Raw genomic sequence first — 19,036 nt, 5'->3', positions numbered from 1 at the left:
AAAACGGCGCCCAGCATGGCCGGACGCCGTCTCACCCGGTGGGACCGGGCGGGTCGTCAGACCCGCTCCAGGCCTGCCTGGTCGACGTTGGAATACACGTCCTGCACATCGTCCAGGTCTTCGAGCATGTCCAGCAGCTTCTTCACCTGCACGGCGGTATCGGCATCGACGGCAACGTCGTTGTCGGCACGGAAGGTGATCTCACTGTGATCCGGCACCAGCTTGGCGGCGATCATCGCATCCTTGACCGACTGGAACGCCTCCGGCGCGGTGATCACATCGATCGAACCATCGTCCGGATAGACCGCGATATCGTCGGCACCAGCCTCGATCGCCGCCTCGGTGATGGCCTCCTCGTCCGCGCCCGGCGCGAAGCTCAGCACGCCCAGCCGCTTGAACATGAACGACACCGAGCCTTCGGTGCCCATGTTGCCGCCGCACTTGCTGAAGGCATGGCGGACGTCGGCCACGGTGCGCACGCGGTTGTCGGTCAGGCAGTCGACGATCACGGCGATGCCGCCCGGGGCATAGCCCTCGTAGCGCACCTCTTCGTACTCGACGCCTTCCAGTTCACCGGTGGCCTTCTTGATCGCCCGCTCGATGACGTCCTTGGTCATGTTCGCGGCCAGGCCCTTGTCCATCGCCACGCGCAGGCGCGGGTTGTTGTTTGGGTCGCCTCCGCCACCGCGGGCAGCAACGCTGATCTCCCGGATGATTTTGGTGAAAATCTTGCCGCGCTTCGCGTCATTCGCGTTTTTGCGGCCTTCGATGGAAGGACCTCGACCCATGGGAATACCGTACATCTGTCAGGAACAGGACGGTAATTCTACCTGATCCCCTGCCCCAGCCCCGTCATCCGCCGGTTGCGGCGGCAACCGCGGGGAAACGCCCCTGGCGCAGAAAACCGGCGGTCAGCGTGGCCACCTCTGGCGACAGCACCAGCCCGCTATGGCTGACCGGCACCACGCAGTGGTCGGCCAGCCCTGGCAGACGGGTCTCGGCCAGGCCCACGGTGCCATCGGATTCGCCTTCCAGCGCCCCCATCATTGCGCCCAGGCCGTGCGCCACCGAGCCGGCGATCAGGCCGACCTCGGCCTGCCCCTGCCAATCCGGCAGCCCGTGCAACAGCAGGTCGCCACTGCGCCCCAACGCCGCCAGCCAGCCGTGCTCGGCCATGGAACGGGCCGTGCCACTGCCGCATAGCGGCGAGCCCAGGCAGACCACCCGTGGCACGTCCAGGCCCGGTGCCTGCCGCAATGCCTCCAATGCAACCAGGCCTCCAAGGCTGTGCCCGACCACCGACACCGGTCCGCGCGCGCGCAGGCGCTGCACCAACTGCGGCACCGCCCGTTCGGGGCCCCCAAACACGCTGGCATAACCAAACGTATCCACCGCGAAACCGTGTGTGCGCAACCGCCAAGCCAGCGGCAACAGCCAGGAGCGGGTGTTCCAGATGCCGTGCAGGATCAGCACACGGGGACGCGGGGAGTTCTGCCATGACATGCGCGCAGTGTCCGTCATCGCCCTTGTCCACCACAACGGGCAACGACACGGTCTTTAGTCGAAGTTGTAATCCAGCTGTACCGCCAGTTGCCGCCCCACCGCGCTGTAGACCGCCTCGTAATAGTAGGGAAACGCATCGTTGCTGCTGTCCCGCGGCGGTGCCGTGTCGAAGAGATTGTTGATGAACAAGGTCACGGCCGTGCGCGGGCTGATCTGTCTTGCAACATTCGCGTTCCACAGCAGCAGCGGCTTTATGCTTCCCTGTCCATCAACGCGCGGCAAGCGACCCTGGCGGGTGCCGGACACATTGGCCGACCACCTCCCCTGCCCCTGCCAACCCAGCGTACTGCGCAGGTAGCTGCGGAAAGCCGGGTTTTCCGCCGACGTCCACTGCGCCTCACGCCATTGTTCATGCAAGGTACCCGGTGCACGCACACGACGTTCGCCGCGCAAGGTGCGCGACCACGCGGCATGCAGGTTGAAGTCGCCGATGCTGCTGCCGAATCGCCAGTCCAACACCGTGTCGATGCCGCGGACACGTTGTTCGGACTGGTTGGCGGCGGTCGATTCGACCATGACAACGCGCCCCTCTCCCTGGTCACCGCTACGCACGACCCGCTGGCGTGCCCTGCGGCACTCCCAGGAGCGCAGATCCAGCGGACTCGGGCTCCCGTCCAGACGCAGGCCGGTGGCGCATTCGGCTTCGTCTCGCAGCAACAACGCCGGTGAAATCCGGCCGATGCCGCCCTGGTTGCTGACATCCCAGTAGTCCACGCTGATCGACAGCGCATCACTGGCATCCCAGACCAGGCCTGCGGTTGTTGATGTGCCGGTCTCCGCGTCCAGTTCCGGATTCCGATAGGTCCGCGTCAGGAATGCCGACTCATAGCCGCTGCAATCGGGAGCAGCCCCCGCCACGATGCAACGCCGTGCATCGATCGCCGCCCCATAGCTGCCGCCACCATCGGTGAAGACCCAGTGCATGTCCGGCATCTTGAAACTGGTGGCATGGCTGGCCCGCAGCAACACGCGGCGCAGCGGCCGCCACTCCAGCCCCGCGCTCCAGGTGCGAGCGGTGGCGGCGGCGGTGGCATCGTCATAGCGATCCATGCGACCCGCGGCGCTGGCCCTGATGGTCGCGGTCAGCGGCATCCCCAGCTCGGCCCCAACCGCGTAACGATCACGCACGCCCTCACCCACGCTACCGGTGAGGTTGTAGGTTTCCATCTGCAACGGCAGCAGCGAGGGCGTGTTCCGCAGCCGATAGCGCTGGCGGCTGGCTTCCAGCACCACTGCCATGTCCAGCGCGCCAGCGGGAAGGTCAGCGACGCCACCGGACACGACATAGGACGCTCCCTCCACCCGGGTCAGCGCGTCGTAATGCACCTTGCCGGACATGGCTGAATATTCAGCGGGCGTGATCGGGCGGTACCAATGCTGCAGGTCCAGCGGCTGGATGATGACGCCATCATCGGTCATGCCCATCGGCTCGCCAAAGAAGAAGGCATTGACGGCTTCGCCCAGCAGGCGTCGTCGGTCGCGCTGTACGCGATAGTCCGAACGCCCACCCACCAGGCTCCAATCCAGCCGCTGGCCGTACTGCCCTTGCAGCCCCAGGGACAGGTCCCACATCCGCTCGCCATAGCGATCGTTCATCGCGTCCAGGCCACCGGTTTCCTGTGGGGTCAGCAGTCGCTGCGGGGCGACGTATCCAAACCGCGGATCGTAAACCTCGCCGACGCTGCCGGTACTGGCGGAAAATGGCCCGCTGATCAGCTCCAGGCCGCTGGCCAGTTCGCTGCGCGCATCCCATACCTGCAACGCCGCCCACGCCTGCGTGCGTGTGGACACCCTCCACTGCGCGCGCACCTGTCCCGACAGCGCCTGCACGCCATCCCGCAGCGACGCGTAGCCGGCGTTGCGCCAGCTACCACAGCCATGTCCCAGCAGAGCCGGTCCAGCACTGGACGCTGCGGCAAAGTCCCAGTCCACGAACTCACCCTTCCAGCGTTCGCAGACAGTATCCGGCACGGGCACCAGCGTGCCCTTGGCAGCCCCGGCTGCCTGTACGAAGCCCAGTCCGAGAGCGGGCTGGAACGGGTTGGCAGCATCACCGTTGCGCGGAGGTTGCAGGTTCCGCTGTGAACCCCGCAGCAACTCGGCACTGGAAAACTGCAGGGCGTAGCTCAGCCCCCAATCATCGCCACCGTGGCCGCTGAACCATTGCAGGTCAACATGGTCACCGCCTCCCTGGCTGCTGGTGCCGGTACGCAGCGTGGCCTGCGAACCGACATGCGCCTGCTTGAGCACGATGTTGACCACCCCGGCAATCGCATCTGCGCCATAGATGGCCGAGGCGCCGCCCGTCATCAGCTCCACCCGCTCCACGCTGGCCAGGGGAATGCTGCCAAGACTCTGGAAATTGCTGCGGCCATTCGAAGGGAACGGGTAGTCCGGCACCCGTCGGCCGTCCACCAGGATCAGTGACCGTCCCGGCCCCAGCCCACGCAGGTTCAAGGGCTGTGCGTTGGCCGAAAAGCGCCCACCTGCGCCCTGTGATTCGGCACCGTAGGTGCTCGTGCCGTTCATTGCCAGCGCCTCGCTCAAGCTGAAATGGCCCTCACGCCGCATCTGTTCGGCGGTGATGACCGTTACCGGCGCGGGGCCTTCAACGCTGCTGCGTGCGATCCGCGAACCGGTAACCTGCAGCGTGGCAAGCGAGCTGGCCACGGCCGGCATTGTCAGCGGCGGGGCCGGCGCAATCGGCCTGGCGGCATCCGCTGCCACTGCCGGGACAATGGTCACCACCCCGCTGCCGGTCAGCCGATAGCTCAGACCGCTGCCGGCGAGCAGTTCCTGCAGGGCCTGTAGCGGGCGATAGCGCCCGCTCAAAGCCGGCGCCGCCTTGCCGGCCAACATCTGCGGGGCCATCAGTATCTGCAGCCCGGAGCTGGACGCCAACTGCGCCAGCGCCCGCTGCATGGGTTGCGCCGGCAGGCTGTAATAACGCGCGCCAGCATCCTCACGTGCCCAGGCGGGGGCAGCCAACAGAATCAGGCACAGCAACCAGCGGCGCAGCACATCGGGTCGACCTCGCTGTACCTGCCGTTGTCCGCTGCCCGCGCTGGCAATCATTCCCCCTCCCGTGACAAGCGTGCCGCCGTCCAGCCGGCACCCGTGTACAGACGCAGCATCGACCGAATCCCTCATCTGGCAGAATTACTGGCACTGGCTCAAGCTGCGCGTGTCGCTCCAGACTGTCAACGCCAGCCAATGACCGCCGCCCTTCCGCCTGTCCAACCACCCGACACCGTCCGGGACGCAGGTGTCATGGCGCAACAGTACCGCCCCCGCCTGATGCGTTACTTCAGGAATCATCTAGGTTCGGTTGAAGACGCCGAAGATCTCACCCAGGAGACCCTGGTGCGGATGATGCGCGATCCACAGGCGGACAAGGTCAACAACGTCGAAGCCTATCTGATGACAATTGCCGGCAATCTGCTGCGCGATCGTTATCGTCGCGACCGTACCCGCCATGTGGGCCAACATGTACCCATCGACGAGAACACCGAGGGCTGGCCGACCGAATCGGTATGTGGCGAACGCGTCTACCAGGACCGCGAACGCCTGCAGGCCTTCCTCAAGGTACTGGATGACCTGCCCCCGCGTTGCCAGCAGGTTTTCCTGTTGCACCGTTACGAGGGCCTGACCTATGGCGCGATTGCCAGCCAGTTGGGAATCAGTGTCAGTGCCGTCGAAAAACAAATGATGCGTGCCCTGCTCCACTTCGGCACGCGGCTGGAGCAACCATGAAAGAAACCAGGCTGGACGTCGTTGAAGATGCGGACCCGATCGGCACCCAGGCAGCGAGCTGGTTCGCACGCCTGCACGCCGATGAGGTGAGCGAGGAAGAACAGGCCCGGCATCAGGCCTGGCTGGATGCCGCCCCCGCCCACCGGCTTGCCTACGACCGGCTCGAGCGCATGTGGACGATGCTGGGCGGCTTCGCCGCCACGCCCGAAGTGGAGCAGCGCCTGGCGGCGATTCCGGCACCAGCGACGCAACCCGCCCGCCAGCCGCCGCAACGCCGGCCGCGGCGCATGCGCTGGCTGGCGGCCTGCGCGGCAGCACTGACTGCCGTTGTCATCGGCTGGCGGCTGTCCCCCCCCGCGCCGACCAGCGAGCTGCGCGTTGCCAGCGCAGTCGGCGAGCAGCGCAACATCACCCTTGAGGATGGCACCGAAGTGGCGCTCGACACTGGCACCACGCTGCGTGTGCGCTACAGCGCACAACAACGTCGCATCGTGCTGGACCAGGGTCGCGCGTTCTTCAAGGTGGCGGCGGACCCCGCGCGTCCGCTGACCGTGGATACCGCGCAGGGCAGCGTGCGCGCCGTCGGCACCCAGTTCGAGGTCTATCGTCTGGACAATGGCCTCGATGTAACCCTGTTCGAAGGCAAGGTACAGCTACGCGCTGCCGGCGGCAGCGCCGCAGCCGTGGCCACGCTCACTCCCGGGCAGCGCGCGCACATGACCACCGGCAAGACGCCACAAGTACAGAACTTCCAAGGCGGCAGCGCACCGGCATGGATCAACGGCCAACTGGTGTTTGAAGACCTGCCATTGCGGGCGGCGGTGGACGAGTTCAATCGCTATGGTGGCAGCCCGTTGCGGGTCAAGGATGCGGCGCTGGGCGAACTGCGTGTATCCGGGGTGTTCCGCAGCAATGACAGCACTGGCTTCGTTGAAGCCTTGAACGCCCTGCACAAGATTTCGGCACATACCAACGCCGCAGGCGAGACCGAGCTCAGCCGCTGATCACCGTGCGCCGCAGGAAGCCTGCGGCGCGCAGTGACACCTCATAGTGGCTGCAGCAATGCCTGCCTGATCCGCTCGCGCTCCAGCACCTGCATATGCAACAAATCCTTGAGCCGTTGGTTCTCCCCCTGCAGCCGCCGCAGGTGGCTTGAGGAAGGCGCGCGCCGACCAGCGCAGATGCGCTGCAACTGCACACGCGACGCATCACTGAAGCCGTGCTTCCTGCAGAGCTCCTGCAGGGTCTGACCGGCACCAAGCTCGCGCAGGAAGCCGATCACCTGCGCCTCGTCAAAATGCTTTCTCATGCTTGCTTCGCCTTGTCGGCAACTGCATCAACGCCAGTCTTGCCGTCCATACCAACGCCCAGACAATCCGCACCGTGGCCGCAGCAACAAGGCTCAGCTACCAGGTCCGATACTCGGAAGGCTGCGCACGTATGAGCACGCAAACCACTCCCTTTCCTGTCTAGACGCAGCAGCCAAACATACCCACAGCGATGCAGCGCACACTTTGGTGCATGCAGGGAAGTTATCGGCACGCTGCTGGATTACCAGCTTCGCGGCTCCCGCCGCTCCCGCAAATGCACACACACAACTGTAGTGCCGAGCCATGCTCGGCAAGGCACATTCCCGGCGACCCCTGGAATCGGCGTTGCCGAGCGCCAATCAGCCAGCAAGCCGCCGCAGGATGAACTCATTGTCGCGCACGCTGCCGACCGGGAATTCATAGGCCCCGACGTGCTCGAAGCCATGCCGTGCATAGAAACGCTGCGCGCCGAAGTTCTCCGACCACACGCCAATCCACAATGTACGCCCCGGGGTCTGCAGCCACTGCAGGGCCGCCGCGAACAGCTGCCCCCCCTGACCGCCACCTTGATGCTGGCGCAGCACGTACAGACGTTTCAATTCACCGTCGCCAGCCGCTGCATCCGCGTGCGGCAAGCCACAGGGGCCGGCAAAGGCGAAGCCGATGGCCTCGCCGTCCGCTTCCAGCAACCACGCCGCGTAATCGCCGGACTGCAGCTGTTGCCGCTGCAGTTCGACCGGATAGGCCGTGGCCAGGTAATCGGCCAGGTCCTGCGGCGGGTACAGATGACCGAACGTCTCGACAAAAGTACGTTCGGCCAGTGCGCACAGCACGCCAGCATCCTCGGGCGTGGCACGGCGGATGCTGGCGGCTGCAACCAAGGCTCAGGCCTTGTCGGCGCGCGGACGCACCTGCACGTGCACTTCGGCCAGCTGCGCATCAGCGATCGGCGACGGTGCATCGGTCATCAGGCACTGCGCGCCGGTGGTCTTCGGGAACGGAATCACGTCGCGGATCGACTCGGTGCCGGCCATCAGCGCGGCAATACGGTCGATACCGAAGGCGATGCCACCGTGCGGCGGCGCGCCGTAGTTCAGTGCATCCAGCAGGAAGCCGAACTTGGCGCGTGCCTCTTCGGCACCAATGCCGAGCAGCTCGAACACCGCGCTCTGCATTTCCGGGCGGTGGATACGGATGGAGCCGCCACCGATTTCATTGCCGTTGAGCACCATGTCGTAACCACGCGATACCGCGGTCTTGGCGTGCGCGCGCAGGTCGGCGACGTCGTCCACCGCCGGTGCGGTGAAGGGGTGGTGCAGGGCCACGTAGCGCTGCTCTTCCTCGTCCCATTCGAACATCGGGAAGTCGGTGACCCACAGCGGCGCCCAGGTATTGGCGACCAGGCCGAAGTCCTTGCCGGCCTTCAGGCGCAGTGCGCCCATGAAGTCGGAAACCTTGTTGTAGCCACCGGCGCCGAAGAACACGATGTCGCCATTGCCGGCACCGATGTGCTTGAGCAGCGCGGCAAAGGTGTCTTCGCCGAAGAACTTCTGGATCGGCGAGCTGACCTCGCCGTTGTCGGCGATCTTGATATAGGCCAGGCCCTTGGCACCGTACTTGGCAGCGTGGGCGGCGTATTCGTCGATCTGCTTGCGGCTGAGGCTGGCGCCGCCGGGGATGCGCAGCGCGGCCACGCGGCCGTCGGCGTCATTGGCCGCGGCAGTGAACACCGGGAACTCGCTGGTCTTGACCAGTTCGGCCACGTCCACCAGCTCCAGCGCGATGCGCAGGTCCGGCTTGTCCGAGCCGTAGCGACGCATCGCCTCGGCCCAGGTCATGCGCGGGAACTGTGCGGCCAGGTCAACGTCCACCACTTCCTTGAAGATGGCGCGGATCATGTTTTCGACGAAATCCTGGATGTCGCGCTCGCGGACGAAGGCGAACTCCATGTCCAGCTGGGTGAATTCCAGCTGGCGGTCGGCACGCAGGGCCTCGTCGCGGAAGCAACGGGCGACCTGGTAGTAGCGGTCAAAGCCGGCCACCATCAGGATCTGCTTGAACAGCTGCGGGCTCTGCGGCAGTGCGTAGAACTCACCCGGGTGCATGCGCGCCGGCACCAGGAAGTCGCGGGCGCCTTCCGGGGTGGCCTTGGTCAGGATCGGGGTTTCGATGTCCTGGAAGCCGCGCTCGTCCAGGTGACGGCGCAGGGCCTGCACCAGCTTGATGCGGGTGCGCTGCATGCGCTGCATTTCCGGGCGGCGCAGATCCAGGTAACGGTACTTCAGGCGGGTGTCTTCGCCCGGGTTCTCATGCGCGTGGAACGGCAGCGGCGCGGCCTTGTTGAGGATGGTGATGCGGGTGGCGATCACTTCCACCTTGCCGCTGCGGATCTTGTCGTTGACCGCATGGCGGGCACGCACCACGCCTTCCACCTGCAGCACATCCTCGTAACCCAGGCTGGCGGCAACGGCAAAGACTTCGGCGTTGTCGGGCTCGACGGTGACCTGGACGATGCCTTCGTGGTCGCGCAGATCGATGAAGCAGACGCCGCCGAGGTTACGGGCAACGTCGGTCCAGCCGGCGAGGGTCACGGTTTGGCCGATCAGGGTCTCATCGACCAGGCCGCAGAAATGGGTACGCATGGAAAGCTCCGCAGGGGGCCCGGTACGAAACGGTGCCGGGTAGCCCCGTATTTTGGCGCTGAGCGCGGGCTGGAGCAAATCCGCCCATCAGTCACGCGGCCTTAAGTGGGACTGCGCCTATAGTTCGGCCACCCAACCTGAACAGGGAAGCCGCCATGAACCGACCCCTCCTGCTCGCCGGCCTGGCGACCCTGCTGGCATTGGCGTTGAGCCCCTCCCCGGCCCCGGCCCAAACAGCCTTCCCCGGTGCGCATAACGGCACCATCCGCTGCGACAGCAACAGCAACCGCCAACAGGTCTGCAATACCGGTTGGCGCAGCGCAGTGCTGGTCCGCCAGGTTTCCGATACGCGCTGCGTGGAAGGCCGCAACTGGGGCAGCAACAACGGCAGTGTCTGGGTCAATGGCGGCTGCCGTGCCGAATTCGCCGAAGGCCGCGGCGGCTGGGGCGGCGGTCCCGGCAACGGCAACGGCAATGGCCAGGGCGGCTGGAACGGCAACCGCACCATCCGCTGCGACAGCAACAGCAACCGCCATGTGGTCTGCAACACCGGCTGGCGCAGCGCGGTACTGGTGCGGCAGATCTCCGACACGCGCTGCGTGGAAGGCCGCAACTGGGGCAGCAACAATGGCACTGTCTGGGTCAATGGCGGCTGCCGCGCCGAGTTCGCCGAAGGTCGCGGTGGCGGCTGGGGCAATGGTGGCGGCTGGGGCGGCAACGATTACTTCGTCGATTGCCATAGCAACAGCAACCGCCTGAACACCTGTGCCTGGGACCGCCGCCAGGGACGTCCGGTGATCATCCAGCAGGTCTCCGATACCCGCTGCGTCGAAGGCCGCAACTGGGGCTACAACGGCAACAGCATCTGGATGAACGGTGGTTGCCGCGCCCGTTTCGGCGGGCGCTGAACCTCAACGCAAGCGGTTTGGAGGGCGCCGGCAACGGCGCCCTCCGCATTTCAGGCTTCGCTGCCCCATGGCGCGGGCGGCAATTGCACCGGCGTGCCCAGGTCGAACTCGACCTGGAACAGACGCCCATCCGGGCGCGCAAGTTCGTAGACAAAGCGCTTGCCCGGCACCAGCTCCATCGCCCAGGTATTGCGCAGGGAGGCGGTCATGCCATGTGCGGTGAACATCGCCACCGATGCCGCATCCACCGGAAACTCCTGCCGCTCGGCACTACCGGCCTGCGCAGTGTCGCCGCCGTACATCGTCACTGCGTCCGGGCTGCCGTCGGCGTGGCGGTGATCGTGCTTCAGGCGCAGGCCGCGATCGGTCCGGGTGATCACCCAGGTCCGCGAATGGTCCGTCCCCACATGGAACGGCACCCGCAGCTCCTGTTGCGGACTGTCGCAGCCACGTACATGCATCACCAGGGTTTTGCCATCGAACGGATCCGGCGTAGCGGATTGCGGGTGATTGGCGATGATGCGCCCGGCAAAAGCCTGCCCGCAGTACTGCGCCAGCTCGGCAAGGAACTGGTCGGCCGGGGTGGCTGCCGCCGTTGCTGACGGGGCGTTGCTGGCAGCAAGCACCGAAGCGGGAAGGACGACCATGCCGGCCATGGCCAGCGCGCGAATCAGATTCGGGAACGATGAGGTTTTCATGCCCCGATCCTCGCCCAGCTGCCAGCTCAAGGCAACGCGGCACCGCCGTGGGTTGCGTGTTGGGCTGCCTGCAATGCATTTCGCCATTGCGTGGTTACCGCCGATTGCCTGCCATACAAAGGCTCGGCGGCCGCTACGGCGGCCTGCCAGTAGCGCACAGCCTCCTCGCCCTTGCCACGTCGTTCGGCCAAACGCGCGCGCAACACCTGTTGGTGCACCGCTGCATAGGGACTGCCCGACAGCAGGGAGTGCACGCCATCCAGCACCTGTGCCGCCGCATCCAGCCGCTGTTTGCTGATCAGCCATTCGGCCCAGCCCTGCTGCAGGCGAATGGCGTTGGCGCTGCCGGCGGGAATACGCGGCAACCACAGGTCACGCGCCCGCTGCAGCATGGCATCGCCCGCATCGTCACCCTGGCGGGCCAACAGCAGACCGAGCTGGAACTCCAGGTCCAGGCTATCCGGGTGATCCCTGCCGATCGCCGCGGCACGTACTGCCAGCGCCTGCCGATAGGCGGACTCAGCGGCGGGCATGTCGCCCTGCGCCTGCGCAAGCAGTGCGGCAGTTTCGGTGACCACCGAATAGTTGTAGCTGTCCTTGCCCAGCACCTGCGCCGACAACCGCAGTGCGGCTTCAACATGCGGCCGCGCGCGTTCCAGTTCGCCTTTGCGTATCAGCGCCAGCGCCAGCCGGTTGTTCTCACTGACCACATAGACACTGCGCTCCCCGAAGATGGCGGGTGCGCGTGCCAGGTTGGCTTCGAAGGTGGCGATGGCCTCATCCAGGTCACCCCGGTCCATCACCATCAATGCACGTTCGGTATTGCTGGCCCAATAGTCGTAGGACGATTCGCCGAGAATGCGCAGGAACAAGGGCGTGGACTGGTCGAATGCCGCCGCCGATGCAACCAGGTCACCCTTGCGCCGATACGTCATGCCCAGGTTGTCCAGGGTCACGCCGATGTACTGCTCGCGTTTGCCGGCCTGATGCCGCAGCAGCGCCTGTTTGAACGCGTGTTCGGCATCGTCATAGCGCTGCTCCGACAACAGCGACAGGCCCAGTGAATTGTAGGACTGGGCAACGCGGAAACTGTCCGCAGGCTGCTTGCCCAGCAGCGCCAGCGCGCGCCGCGCCATCGCCGCGCCCTCCGTGCCGTTGCGATTGTTGGCATACGTCCCCGCCAACAGGTTGAACAGACGCGCAGCTTCGTCCAGGTTCCTTTCTCCGCCTGCCGCCGCCAGCGCTTCAGCCGCCTGCAGCATCATCGGATCGGCACGGCGCAGATCACCGGCATTGCGATAGGCCAAGCCAATCACCCCCTTCAGGCGTGCCTGTACTTCGGCCGATGCATCCAGCTCCTTGTCGATGCGCGAGGCAGCCCGATCCAGCACCTCGCGGGCGCTGATGTCCTCGCCGCCGCGTACGCCTTTCTCGCGCGGATCAGCCGCCTGGAACATTTCCACCAGGAAGCCGCTGACCTGCTCGGCGACCTTGGCTTCACGCTCGGCAGCGGCGCGTTCGGCTGCCAGCCGCCACACGAACCAGGCGGCAAACAGCAGTGCCAGCAGCAACAGCCCTGCCCCTTTCCAATTGCGGCGCAGCCAACGTCCACCGCGATAGAACCGGCTGCCATTACGTGCCTGTACCGGCCGATGCTGCAGGTAACTGCGCACGTCGGCGGCCAGGGCTTCCACCGATGGATAGCGCTGCCCAGGCGACAAGGCACCGGCACGCACCACGATGGCATCCAAGTCGCCGCGCAAGGCGCGCGCCCAGCGACAATCGGCCTTGGCCAGCCCACTGGGCGCAGCCACCGCAGCCTGGCGGTCGCTTGCGCCGCGCCTGCCGCCCTTGCCTGCCAGCAGTTCGCTCAACACCGCAGCCAGGCTGAAGACATCGCTGCTCACCCCAACCTCACGCCCCGACTGCAGCTCAGGAGCGGCATACGCCGCAGTGAAGAACTGCGCACCCGCGTCGCCGCCTTCATCGCCCAGCAGCCGCGACACGCCGAAGTCCAGCAATACCGGCTCACCATCCCCGCGCACCAGGATATTGGAAGGCTTCAGGTCGCAATGCAGTACCAGCCGCGCATGCGCGGCCTGCACGGCGTTGCATACCTGCAGGAACAGCTGCAAACGCTGGCGAAGATCCAGCTGCCGCCGTGTGCAGTACACATCCAGCGGGTCGCCAGGCACGTACTCCATTACCAGATACGGTAGCCCGCCCGGGGTCGTGCCACCGTCGTACAGGCGCGCGATGTTCGGATGCTGCAGGCTGGCAAGAATGCGCCGCTCGGCGGCCAGGCGTTCGGCCACCCGTGCGCCTGGCTGGCCCTGCAGGACCTTGATCGCCACGTCCTGTGCGTACAGTCCGTCCGCACGTTCGGCGCGGAACACGATACCCATGCCGCCACTGGCCAGTCGTAGGCATAGCCGCCACGGGCCGATGACATCGCCTTCACTCAACTCCGAAGGAACGGCGGCGGCAAACATTTTTTCGATCGGGTCACGCGCACGCCCCAGATCGCAGGTCTGCGCCTGCAGAAGTTCCAGGGTTTCGGCGATGACCTGGGGATCGGCACTCAATCGCGCAAGCTCGGTCCGCCATCGCGACGGTTCCAGCTCACACACCGCATCAAACAACTCGCGCACCTGCTGCCAGCTTTCCCGATCCACGCACATCCCCTTTGCCACACGCCCGCCTCGCTGCGAGGTCGTGCCGGTTGTGAGGATGATAAGCGGCGCTCAGCGCTGTGGTTCGTAAGAATCAGAGCTGGAGCTCGCATCCGTTGCCGGTGCAGCAGCATCTCCACCTTCTCTTACGACCTGCTCGTCGATGGGCTGGGCGTCTTCCTTGCTCAGCGGGTCCACGTCCATCGGCCGGCGGAATACCAACGATGGCAGCAGCGTGGTCAGCGCCGCATACAACAGCAAGGCACCAAACAGCACCGGCGAGATCGCAAACCGTTCGCGCATGATCGCCGCCAGCACCAGGGTGAAGATCAGTGTAGGTGACAGCGCCAGCGCAACCCGCAGGCTGGTGCGGAAACTTTCCCCGAACAACACCCGTCGCTGCAGCCAGATCACCGCGATGCGCAACGGCAGCACCACCAGGGTGATCACCAGGCCCAGGCCCAAGGCCTCGAAACTCAAGGCCTCGGCCGGCACCTTGGTACCGGCGTTGAAGAAATAGAACGGCACGAAGAACGAAGCAAACAGACGCAGCGCATGCAGGTTTTCGTGCGAGGCCAAGGTTGGCATGCGCTGCTGCAGCAACCGCGCCACCAGGCCGGCGATGAACGCACCCACCAGGTAATACACACCCAGGCCATAGGTGATGTACGCCGCCAGCATGCCAACCATCACCAACAAGGAGAACTCCGAACCCGGCGCATGCGGTGCCACCCAACGACCAAGCGCCACGAACAACAGCGGCAGCCCCACCATCATCGCGAGCAAGGCCATGCTCGACAGCGCCATATGCACCGGATCGCCCGCCTGCAGCACCACGAACAAGGCCGCCAGCGCCAGAAGTTCACCGGCAATGGCCTTGCTGCTGACCCAGAAGCGCTCGGCATCATCCAGCCCCAGCTGCGACAGCGAATCCATGATGAAGCCGGTCGACGGCGTCAGCAGGGCCAGCGCCAGCAGCGCAGCCGCCTGCCATGGCAGGCCAGCGTAATGCCAGGCCAGCCACGCCACCCCGGCCAAGGTGCCACTGCGGATCAGCAGATGCGCCAGCAGCGGCCACATCCCCTTGCGCAGGTCGGCCACATCCACTTCCAGACCGGCGAACAGGAACAAGGAAGAGATGCCCAGCGTGGCCAGCAGGCTGACGACCGGATCATGCGAGCCGTCGCCCAGCCATAGCATCGCGCCGATGCCGAACACCAGGCAGGTCAGCGGCGCCGGCAGGTTGAAGCGCTGCAACGCGCGCGGGATGACCAGCAACGCGAAGATCAGCAGCAGATAGATCAGTTCCTTGCTCATGACACCTGTTTCCTCTGGACCGGTTGTGCAAAGGCGACACCGGCCAGCCTGCGCCGACGGCTATCGGTCAGCGCAGCCGGGCACTGGCAAGCTCCCCCACGCCGCGCAGGATGCCATTGCGGCCGTCATCATCCAGTGCAGAACCCTGCAGGTAGCTCACCAGCAGCCACGGCGTCCCGCCTTGCAGGGGCCACAACACCGCGATGTCATTGGTGGTGTCGCTGCCATTGCTGCCGGTCTTGTCGCCCACCCGCCAGCCCTGCGGCAGGCCGGCGCGCAGGCGCGCATCGCCGGTCTGGTTGTCGATCAGCCAATCGGCCAGCTGCTGGCGCGCGGCCGCGCCCAGCACATCGCCGAGCACGAAACGCTGCAGGTTGCCGGCCATCGCCGCCGGGCTGGTGGTGTCGCGCGGATCGCCCTCGGCATAGCGGTTGAGTTCGGGCTCGTTGCGGGCGCTCACGGTGATGCGGTCGCCGTGGGCGCGCAGGAAGGCGGTGAGCCCGGCCGGCCCGCCGAGCAGCGGCAGCAGCAGGTTGGCGGCGGCATTGTCGCTGACGATCATCGTGGCCCGGCACAGGTCGCGCACGGTCATGTCCTTGCCCACGTGGCGCTCAGTGAACGGCGAATGGTCAAGGATGTCGCTCGCCCGCACCGGCACGCGCTGGTCCAGCGACAACTGGCCGGTCTCGGCGCGCTGCAGGATGGCCGCTGCCAGCGGGAACTTGACGGTGCTGCACATCGGGAAGCGCTCATCCATGCGGTGGCCATGGCGCTCGCCGGTCGCCGGGTTCCACAGGCAGACACCCAGACGGCCACCGCTGCGCTGCTCCAGCGCGGCAAAGTCGGCATTGCCGACGACGACGCCGGGCGCTGGCGGCGTGGCGTTGCGGGCCAGCGCCGTCGGCAACAAGGCCGTGGCCAAGGCAGCGGAACCGAGGGCGAGAAACTGGCGGCGGGCAAGCATGGCGACTCTCCAGAAAGGTGGTTCCGCCGATCTTGCCGACCACGAAGGGCCCGGACCAACGCAAAGAATCAGCGGGAGCCATTAGTTTTTCTTGCGCCTTAGGCCGCATTTTCCGCCCGATAGGGGAAATAATGCCGGCGACCATCAACTTTCATCATGACTGCGCATGATCCGCCCGCAACTGCCGCTCAATGCCCTGCGTGCCTTCGAGGCCGCCGCCCGGCACCTGAACTTCACCCGCGCGGCGCTGGAACTGTGTGTCAGCCAGGCCGCGCTGAGCCACCAGATCCGCGGCCTGGAGGACCGCCTGCAGGTCAGCCTGTTCCACCGGCTGCCGCGCGGTGTTGCCCTCACCGATGAAGGCGCGGCGCTGTATCCGGTGCTGACGGAGAGTTTCGACCGCATGGCGATCGCGCTGGACCGCTTCACCGGCGGCCGCTTCCGCGAGGTGCTGACGGTGGGCGTGGTCGGCACCTTCGCCACCGGTTGGCTGTTGCCGCGCCTGCCGGGTTTCGAGGCCGCCCATCCGGATATCGAGTTGCGCGTGCAGACCCACAACAACCGCATCGACCTGGCCGGCGAAGGCCTGGATCTGGCCATCCGTTTCGGTGATGGCGATTGGCAGGGCCAGGACTGCACCGCCATTGTCGATACCTTGTTCGCACCGCTGTGCGCACCGGCAGTGGCGCGCAAGCTGCGGCAGCCGCGTGATCTTGGCAACGTGCCGTTGCTGCGTTCCTACCGCAATGACGAGTGGCCCCGCTGGCTGCAACTGGTCGGGGTCAGTGGCGTGGAGGCGCGCGGTGCGGTGTTTGATTCCTCACTGACGCTGGCCAGTGCGGCGGCCGCAGGCGCCGGGGTCGCGTTGTTGCCGCTGCGCATGTTCGAGCAGGATCTGGCCGAAGGGCGGCTGTTGCAGCCGTTCGCGCCGACCCTGTCGCTGGGACGCTATTGGCTGACGCGGCTGCGCTCGCGGCAGGAGCGCGAACCGCTACGGCGCTTCCGCCTATGGTTGCTGGCACAGGAAGGATTGGACCTGTAGTGCCGAGCCATGCTCGGCAGAGGCATCACCTGTAGTGCCGAGCCATGCTCGGCAAGGGGCATCACCGATAAAACCCCAGCCGAGCATGGCTCGGCGCTACAGTGGCATCGCTGCACGGCTTGTGCCGCGCCCACAACGCTCAGTCCTCCAGCATCTCCATCCACGCTGCCTCGGCCTGCTCCAGCTGCTGCGCCAGCACTTCACGTTCGCTGCCCAGCTTGGCCATTTTGGCCGCGTCGGCGTAGTTGGCCGAATCCGCCAGTTGCGCGTCCACCGCCGCCAGCGATGCACCCAACTGCTCGACCTTCTTCTCGGCCGCTTCCAGCTTGTGCGGGTTGACCGGCTTCTTGTTGGAAGCCGGTTTGGCCGGGGCAACCTGCGCAACCGGTGCGGCCGCTGGCTTTTCCTGGCGATCACTCTTGTTGCGTGAACCCTGCGCACTGGCGCGGGTACGCAGCCACTGCGCGTATTCGTCCAGGTCACCGGCAAACGGCTCGACCACGCCATCGGCCACGCGCCAGAACGTATCGCAGACCAGGCCGATCAGGTGGCGATCATGCGACACCATCACGATGGCCCCTTCAAACAAGGCCAGCGCTTCGGCCAGCGCTTCGCGCATTTCCAGGTCAAGGTGGTTGGTCGGTTCGTCGAGCAGCAACACATTGGGCTGCTGCCAGGCGATCAGCGCCAGCGCCAGACGCGCACGCTCGCCACCGGAGAAACCATCCACGGTCTCGAACGCACGATCGCCCGGGAAATTCCACTTGCCGAGGAAGTCGCGGAACGACTGGTTGACGCCATCCGGCGAGATCTCGCGGAAGTGATCCATCGGCGTCATGCCGGCATGCAGCGATTCCACCGTGTGCTGGGCGAAGTAACCGATCTGCAGGTCCGGGTGGGCCATGCGATCACCGCCGAGCAACGGCAGGTCACCGACCAGTGACTTCACCAGCGTGGTTTTACCCGCACCGTTCGGCCCGAGCAGACCAACGCGCTGGCCGGCTTCCAGGCCGAAGCCGACGTTGTCCAGGATCACCGCGTCCGGCCCGTAGCCGGCGGTGACGTCGTTGAGGCGGATCAGCGAGAACGGCAGCTTGGCCGGCGGCGAGAACTCGATGCGGAACTCGCGCTCGGCGCGCACCGCTTCGGTGCCGGCCATCTTGGCCAGGCGCTTCATCCGGCTCTGCGCCTGGGTGGCCTTGCTGGCCTGCGCCTTGAAGCGGTCGATGAAGCTCTGCAGGTGGGCGCGCTCGGCCTGTTCCTTCTCGTGCGCGATCTGCTGCTGGCGCAGGTGCTCGGCACGCTGGCGCTCGAAATCGGTATAGCCGCCCGGGTAGAGCTTGGCGCTGCCACCGTGCAGGTGCAGGGTGTGGGTGGCGACGTTGTCGAGGAACTCGCGGTCATGCGAGATCAGCAGCAAGGTGCCCGGATACTTCAGCAACCACTGTTCCAGCCAATAGACCGCATCCAGATCCAGGTGGTTGGTCGGTTCGTCGAGCAGCAGCAGGTCGCTGGGCATCATCAGCGCGCGCGCCAGGTTCAAGCGTGCGCGCCAGCCGCCGGAGAACGCCGACACCGGGCGGTCATGCGTCTCGGCCGGGAAGCCCAGGCCGTGCAGCAGCTTGCCGGCACGGGCTTCGGCGTCGTACGCCCCCAGCTCGGCCATCTTCTGGTGCGCATTGGCGACCGCTTCCCAATCCTCGCGCTCAGCGGCGGCGGCTTCTTCAGCCAGCACGGCGGCTACCACGTCGTCACCACCGAGCACGAAGTCGATGGCGCGGTCGGGCAGCGCCGGGGTTTCCTGGGCCACATCGGCGATGCGGATCTTGCCGGGCAGCGACACATCGCCCTTGTCGGCTTCCAGTTCACCGCGCACGGCGGCGAACAGGCTGGATTTGCCTGCGCCATTACGCCCCACCACGCCTACGCGATAGCCGGCATGCAGGGTGAGGTCTACGTTGGACAACAGCAGGCGCTCGCCCCGGCGGAGGGCGAAATTACGAAGGGAAATCATGAATGGGTCCGTTATAACGAAACGGAATGTGCATGTGAGCAGCATTCCTGCGACGTAATTCTAACGTTAACCAATACTTGACTCACGTCCTGTTATCGCACGCGCCTGAACGGCATTGCCTGACAAGGGCCAAGTACTCGCATTGCCAAATCG

15 protein-coding genes are annotated in these 19,036 nt (G+C 65.9%); 4 read left to right on the top strand and 11 right to left on the bottom strand.

The window, feature by feature from the left end; genetic code table 11:
• Positions 1-56 precede the first annotated feature (56 nt).
• The 3 genes from ACVOLQ_RS08510 to ACVOLQ_RS08500 form a co-directional block, all read right to left on the bottom strand.
• Positions 57-788: a YebC/PmpR family DNA-binding transcriptional regulator gene (locus ACVOLQ_RS08510; RefSeq protein ID WP_313174366.1), complete on the bottom strand. Its 732-nt coding sequence runs from the start codon at positions 786-788 to the stop codon at positions 57-59.
• A 64-nt stretch (positions 789-852) separates the two neighbouring features.
• Positions 853-1,521: an esterase/lipase family protein gene (locus ACVOLQ_RS08505; RefSeq protein ID WP_313174367.1), complete on the bottom strand. Its 669-nt coding sequence runs from the start codon at positions 1,519-1,521 to the stop codon at positions 853-855.
• A 36-nt stretch (positions 1,522-1,557) separates the two neighbouring features.
• Positions 1,558-4,638, bottom strand: coding sequence for a TonB-dependent receptor domain-containing protein (locus ACVOLQ_RS08500; RefSeq protein ID WP_481527712.1), 3,081 nt, complete (start codon positions 4,636-4,638; stop codon positions 1,558-1,560).
• Between the two features lie 195 nt (positions 4,639-4,833).
• Here ACVOLQ_RS08500 and ACVOLQ_RS08495 point away from each other — a divergent pair, with 195 nt between their 5' ends.
• On the top strand, positions 4,834-5,316 hold the full coding sequence (locus ACVOLQ_RS08495; protein ID WP_313174370.1) for an RNA polymerase sigma factor: 483 nt from the start codon (positions 4,834-4,836) through the stop codon (positions 5,314-5,316).
• Entirely contained in the window at positions 5,313-6,320 is a 1,008-nt protein-coding gene (locus ACVOLQ_RS08490) for a FecR family protein (RefSeq protein ID WP_481527711.1), read from the top strand. Before ACVOLQ_RS08495 ends, ACVOLQ_RS08490 begins: the two co-directional genes overlap by 4 nt.
• Before the next feature lie 41 nt (positions 6,321-6,361).
• Here the strand turns inward: ACVOLQ_RS08490 and ACVOLQ_RS08485 are convergent, their stop codons facing one another.
• The 3 genes from ACVOLQ_RS08485 to aspS form a co-directional block, all read right to left on the bottom strand.
• Entirely contained in the window at positions 6,362-6,625 is a 264-nt protein-coding gene (locus tag ACVOLQ_RS08485; protein ID WP_481527710.1) for a transposase, read from the bottom strand.
• Positions 6,626-6,985: 360 nt separating this feature from the next.
• Positions 6,986-7,507: a GNAT family N-acetyltransferase gene (locus ACVOLQ_RS08480; protein WP_313174376.1), complete on the bottom strand. Its 522-nt coding sequence runs from the start codon at positions 7,505-7,507 to the stop codon at positions 6,986-6,988.
• A gap of 3 nt (positions 7,508-7,510) precedes the next feature.
• On the bottom strand, positions 7,511-9,268 hold the full coding sequence (gene aspS / locus ACVOLQ_RS08475) for an aspartate--tRNA ligase (protein WP_481527709.1): 1,758 nt from the start codon (positions 9,266-9,268) through the stop codon (positions 7,511-7,513).
• A gap of 155 nt (positions 9,269-9,423) precedes the next feature.
• On the opposite strand from aspS, the gene ACVOLQ_RS08470 reads away from it, so the two are divergent.
• Entirely contained in the window at positions 9,424-10,176 is a 753-nt protein-coding gene (locus ACVOLQ_RS08470; protein WP_481527708.1) for a DUF3011 domain-containing protein, read from the top strand.
• Between the two features lie 50 nt (positions 10,177-10,226).
• Here ACVOLQ_RS08470 and ACVOLQ_RS08465 read toward each other — a convergent pair whose 3' ends face one another.
• The 4 genes from ACVOLQ_RS08465 to blaCESS all read right to left on the bottom strand — a co-directional run bounded on the left by ACVOLQ_RS08465 (position 10,227) and on the right by blaCESS (position 15,827).
• The gene (locus ACVOLQ_RS08465) at positions 10,227-10,823 is read right to left on the bottom strand and encodes a hypothetical protein (protein WP_313174400.1); all 597 of its coding nucleotides are present in this window, start codon (positions 10,821-10,823) and stop codon (positions 10,227-10,229) included.
• Positions 10,824-10,900: 77 nt separating this feature from the next.
• Positions 10,901-13,549, bottom strand: coding sequence for a serine/threonine-protein kinase (locus tag ACVOLQ_RS08460; protein ID WP_481527707.1), 2,649 nt, complete (start codon positions 13,547-13,549; stop codon positions 10,901-10,903).
• Between the two features lie 69 nt (positions 13,550-13,618).
• Positions 13,619-14,863 (bottom strand): cation:proton antiporter, encoded by a 1,245-nt coding sequence (locus ACVOLQ_RS08455; protein WP_481527706.1) that lies wholly within the window; start codon positions 14,861-14,863, stop codon positions 13,619-13,621.
• A gap of 67 nt (positions 14,864-14,930) precedes the next feature.
• Positions 14,931-15,827: a CESS family extended-spectrum class A beta-lactamase gene (gene blaCESS, locus ACVOLQ_RS08450; RefSeq protein ID WP_481527705.1), complete on the bottom strand. Its 897-nt coding sequence runs from the start codon at positions 15,825-15,827 to the stop codon at positions 14,931-14,933.
• Positions 15,828-15,993: 166 nt separating this feature from the next.
• On the opposite strand from blaCESS, the gene ACVOLQ_RS08445 reads away from it, so the two are divergent.
• A complete protein-coding gene (locus ACVOLQ_RS08445; protein ID WP_481527704.1) occupies positions 15,994-16,869 on the top strand; it encodes a LysR family transcriptional regulator in 876 nt (291 codons plus the stop codon).
• Between the two features lie 139 nt (positions 16,870-17,008).
• Here ACVOLQ_RS08445 and ACVOLQ_RS08440 read toward each other — a convergent pair whose 3' ends face one another.
• A complete protein-coding gene (locus ACVOLQ_RS08440; RefSeq protein WP_481527703.1) occupies positions 17,009-18,883 on the bottom strand; it encodes an ABC-F family ATP-binding cassette domain-containing protein in 1,875 nt (624 codons plus the stop codon).
• Positions 18,884-19,036: the final 153 nt, after the last annotated feature.

The sequence above is a fragment of the Stenotrophomonas sp. STEN031 genome (assembly GCF_056759975.1).
The sequence above is the reverse complement of the archived record's forward strand: the minus strand, read 5'-3'. Positions and strand labels throughout refer to the sequence as shown.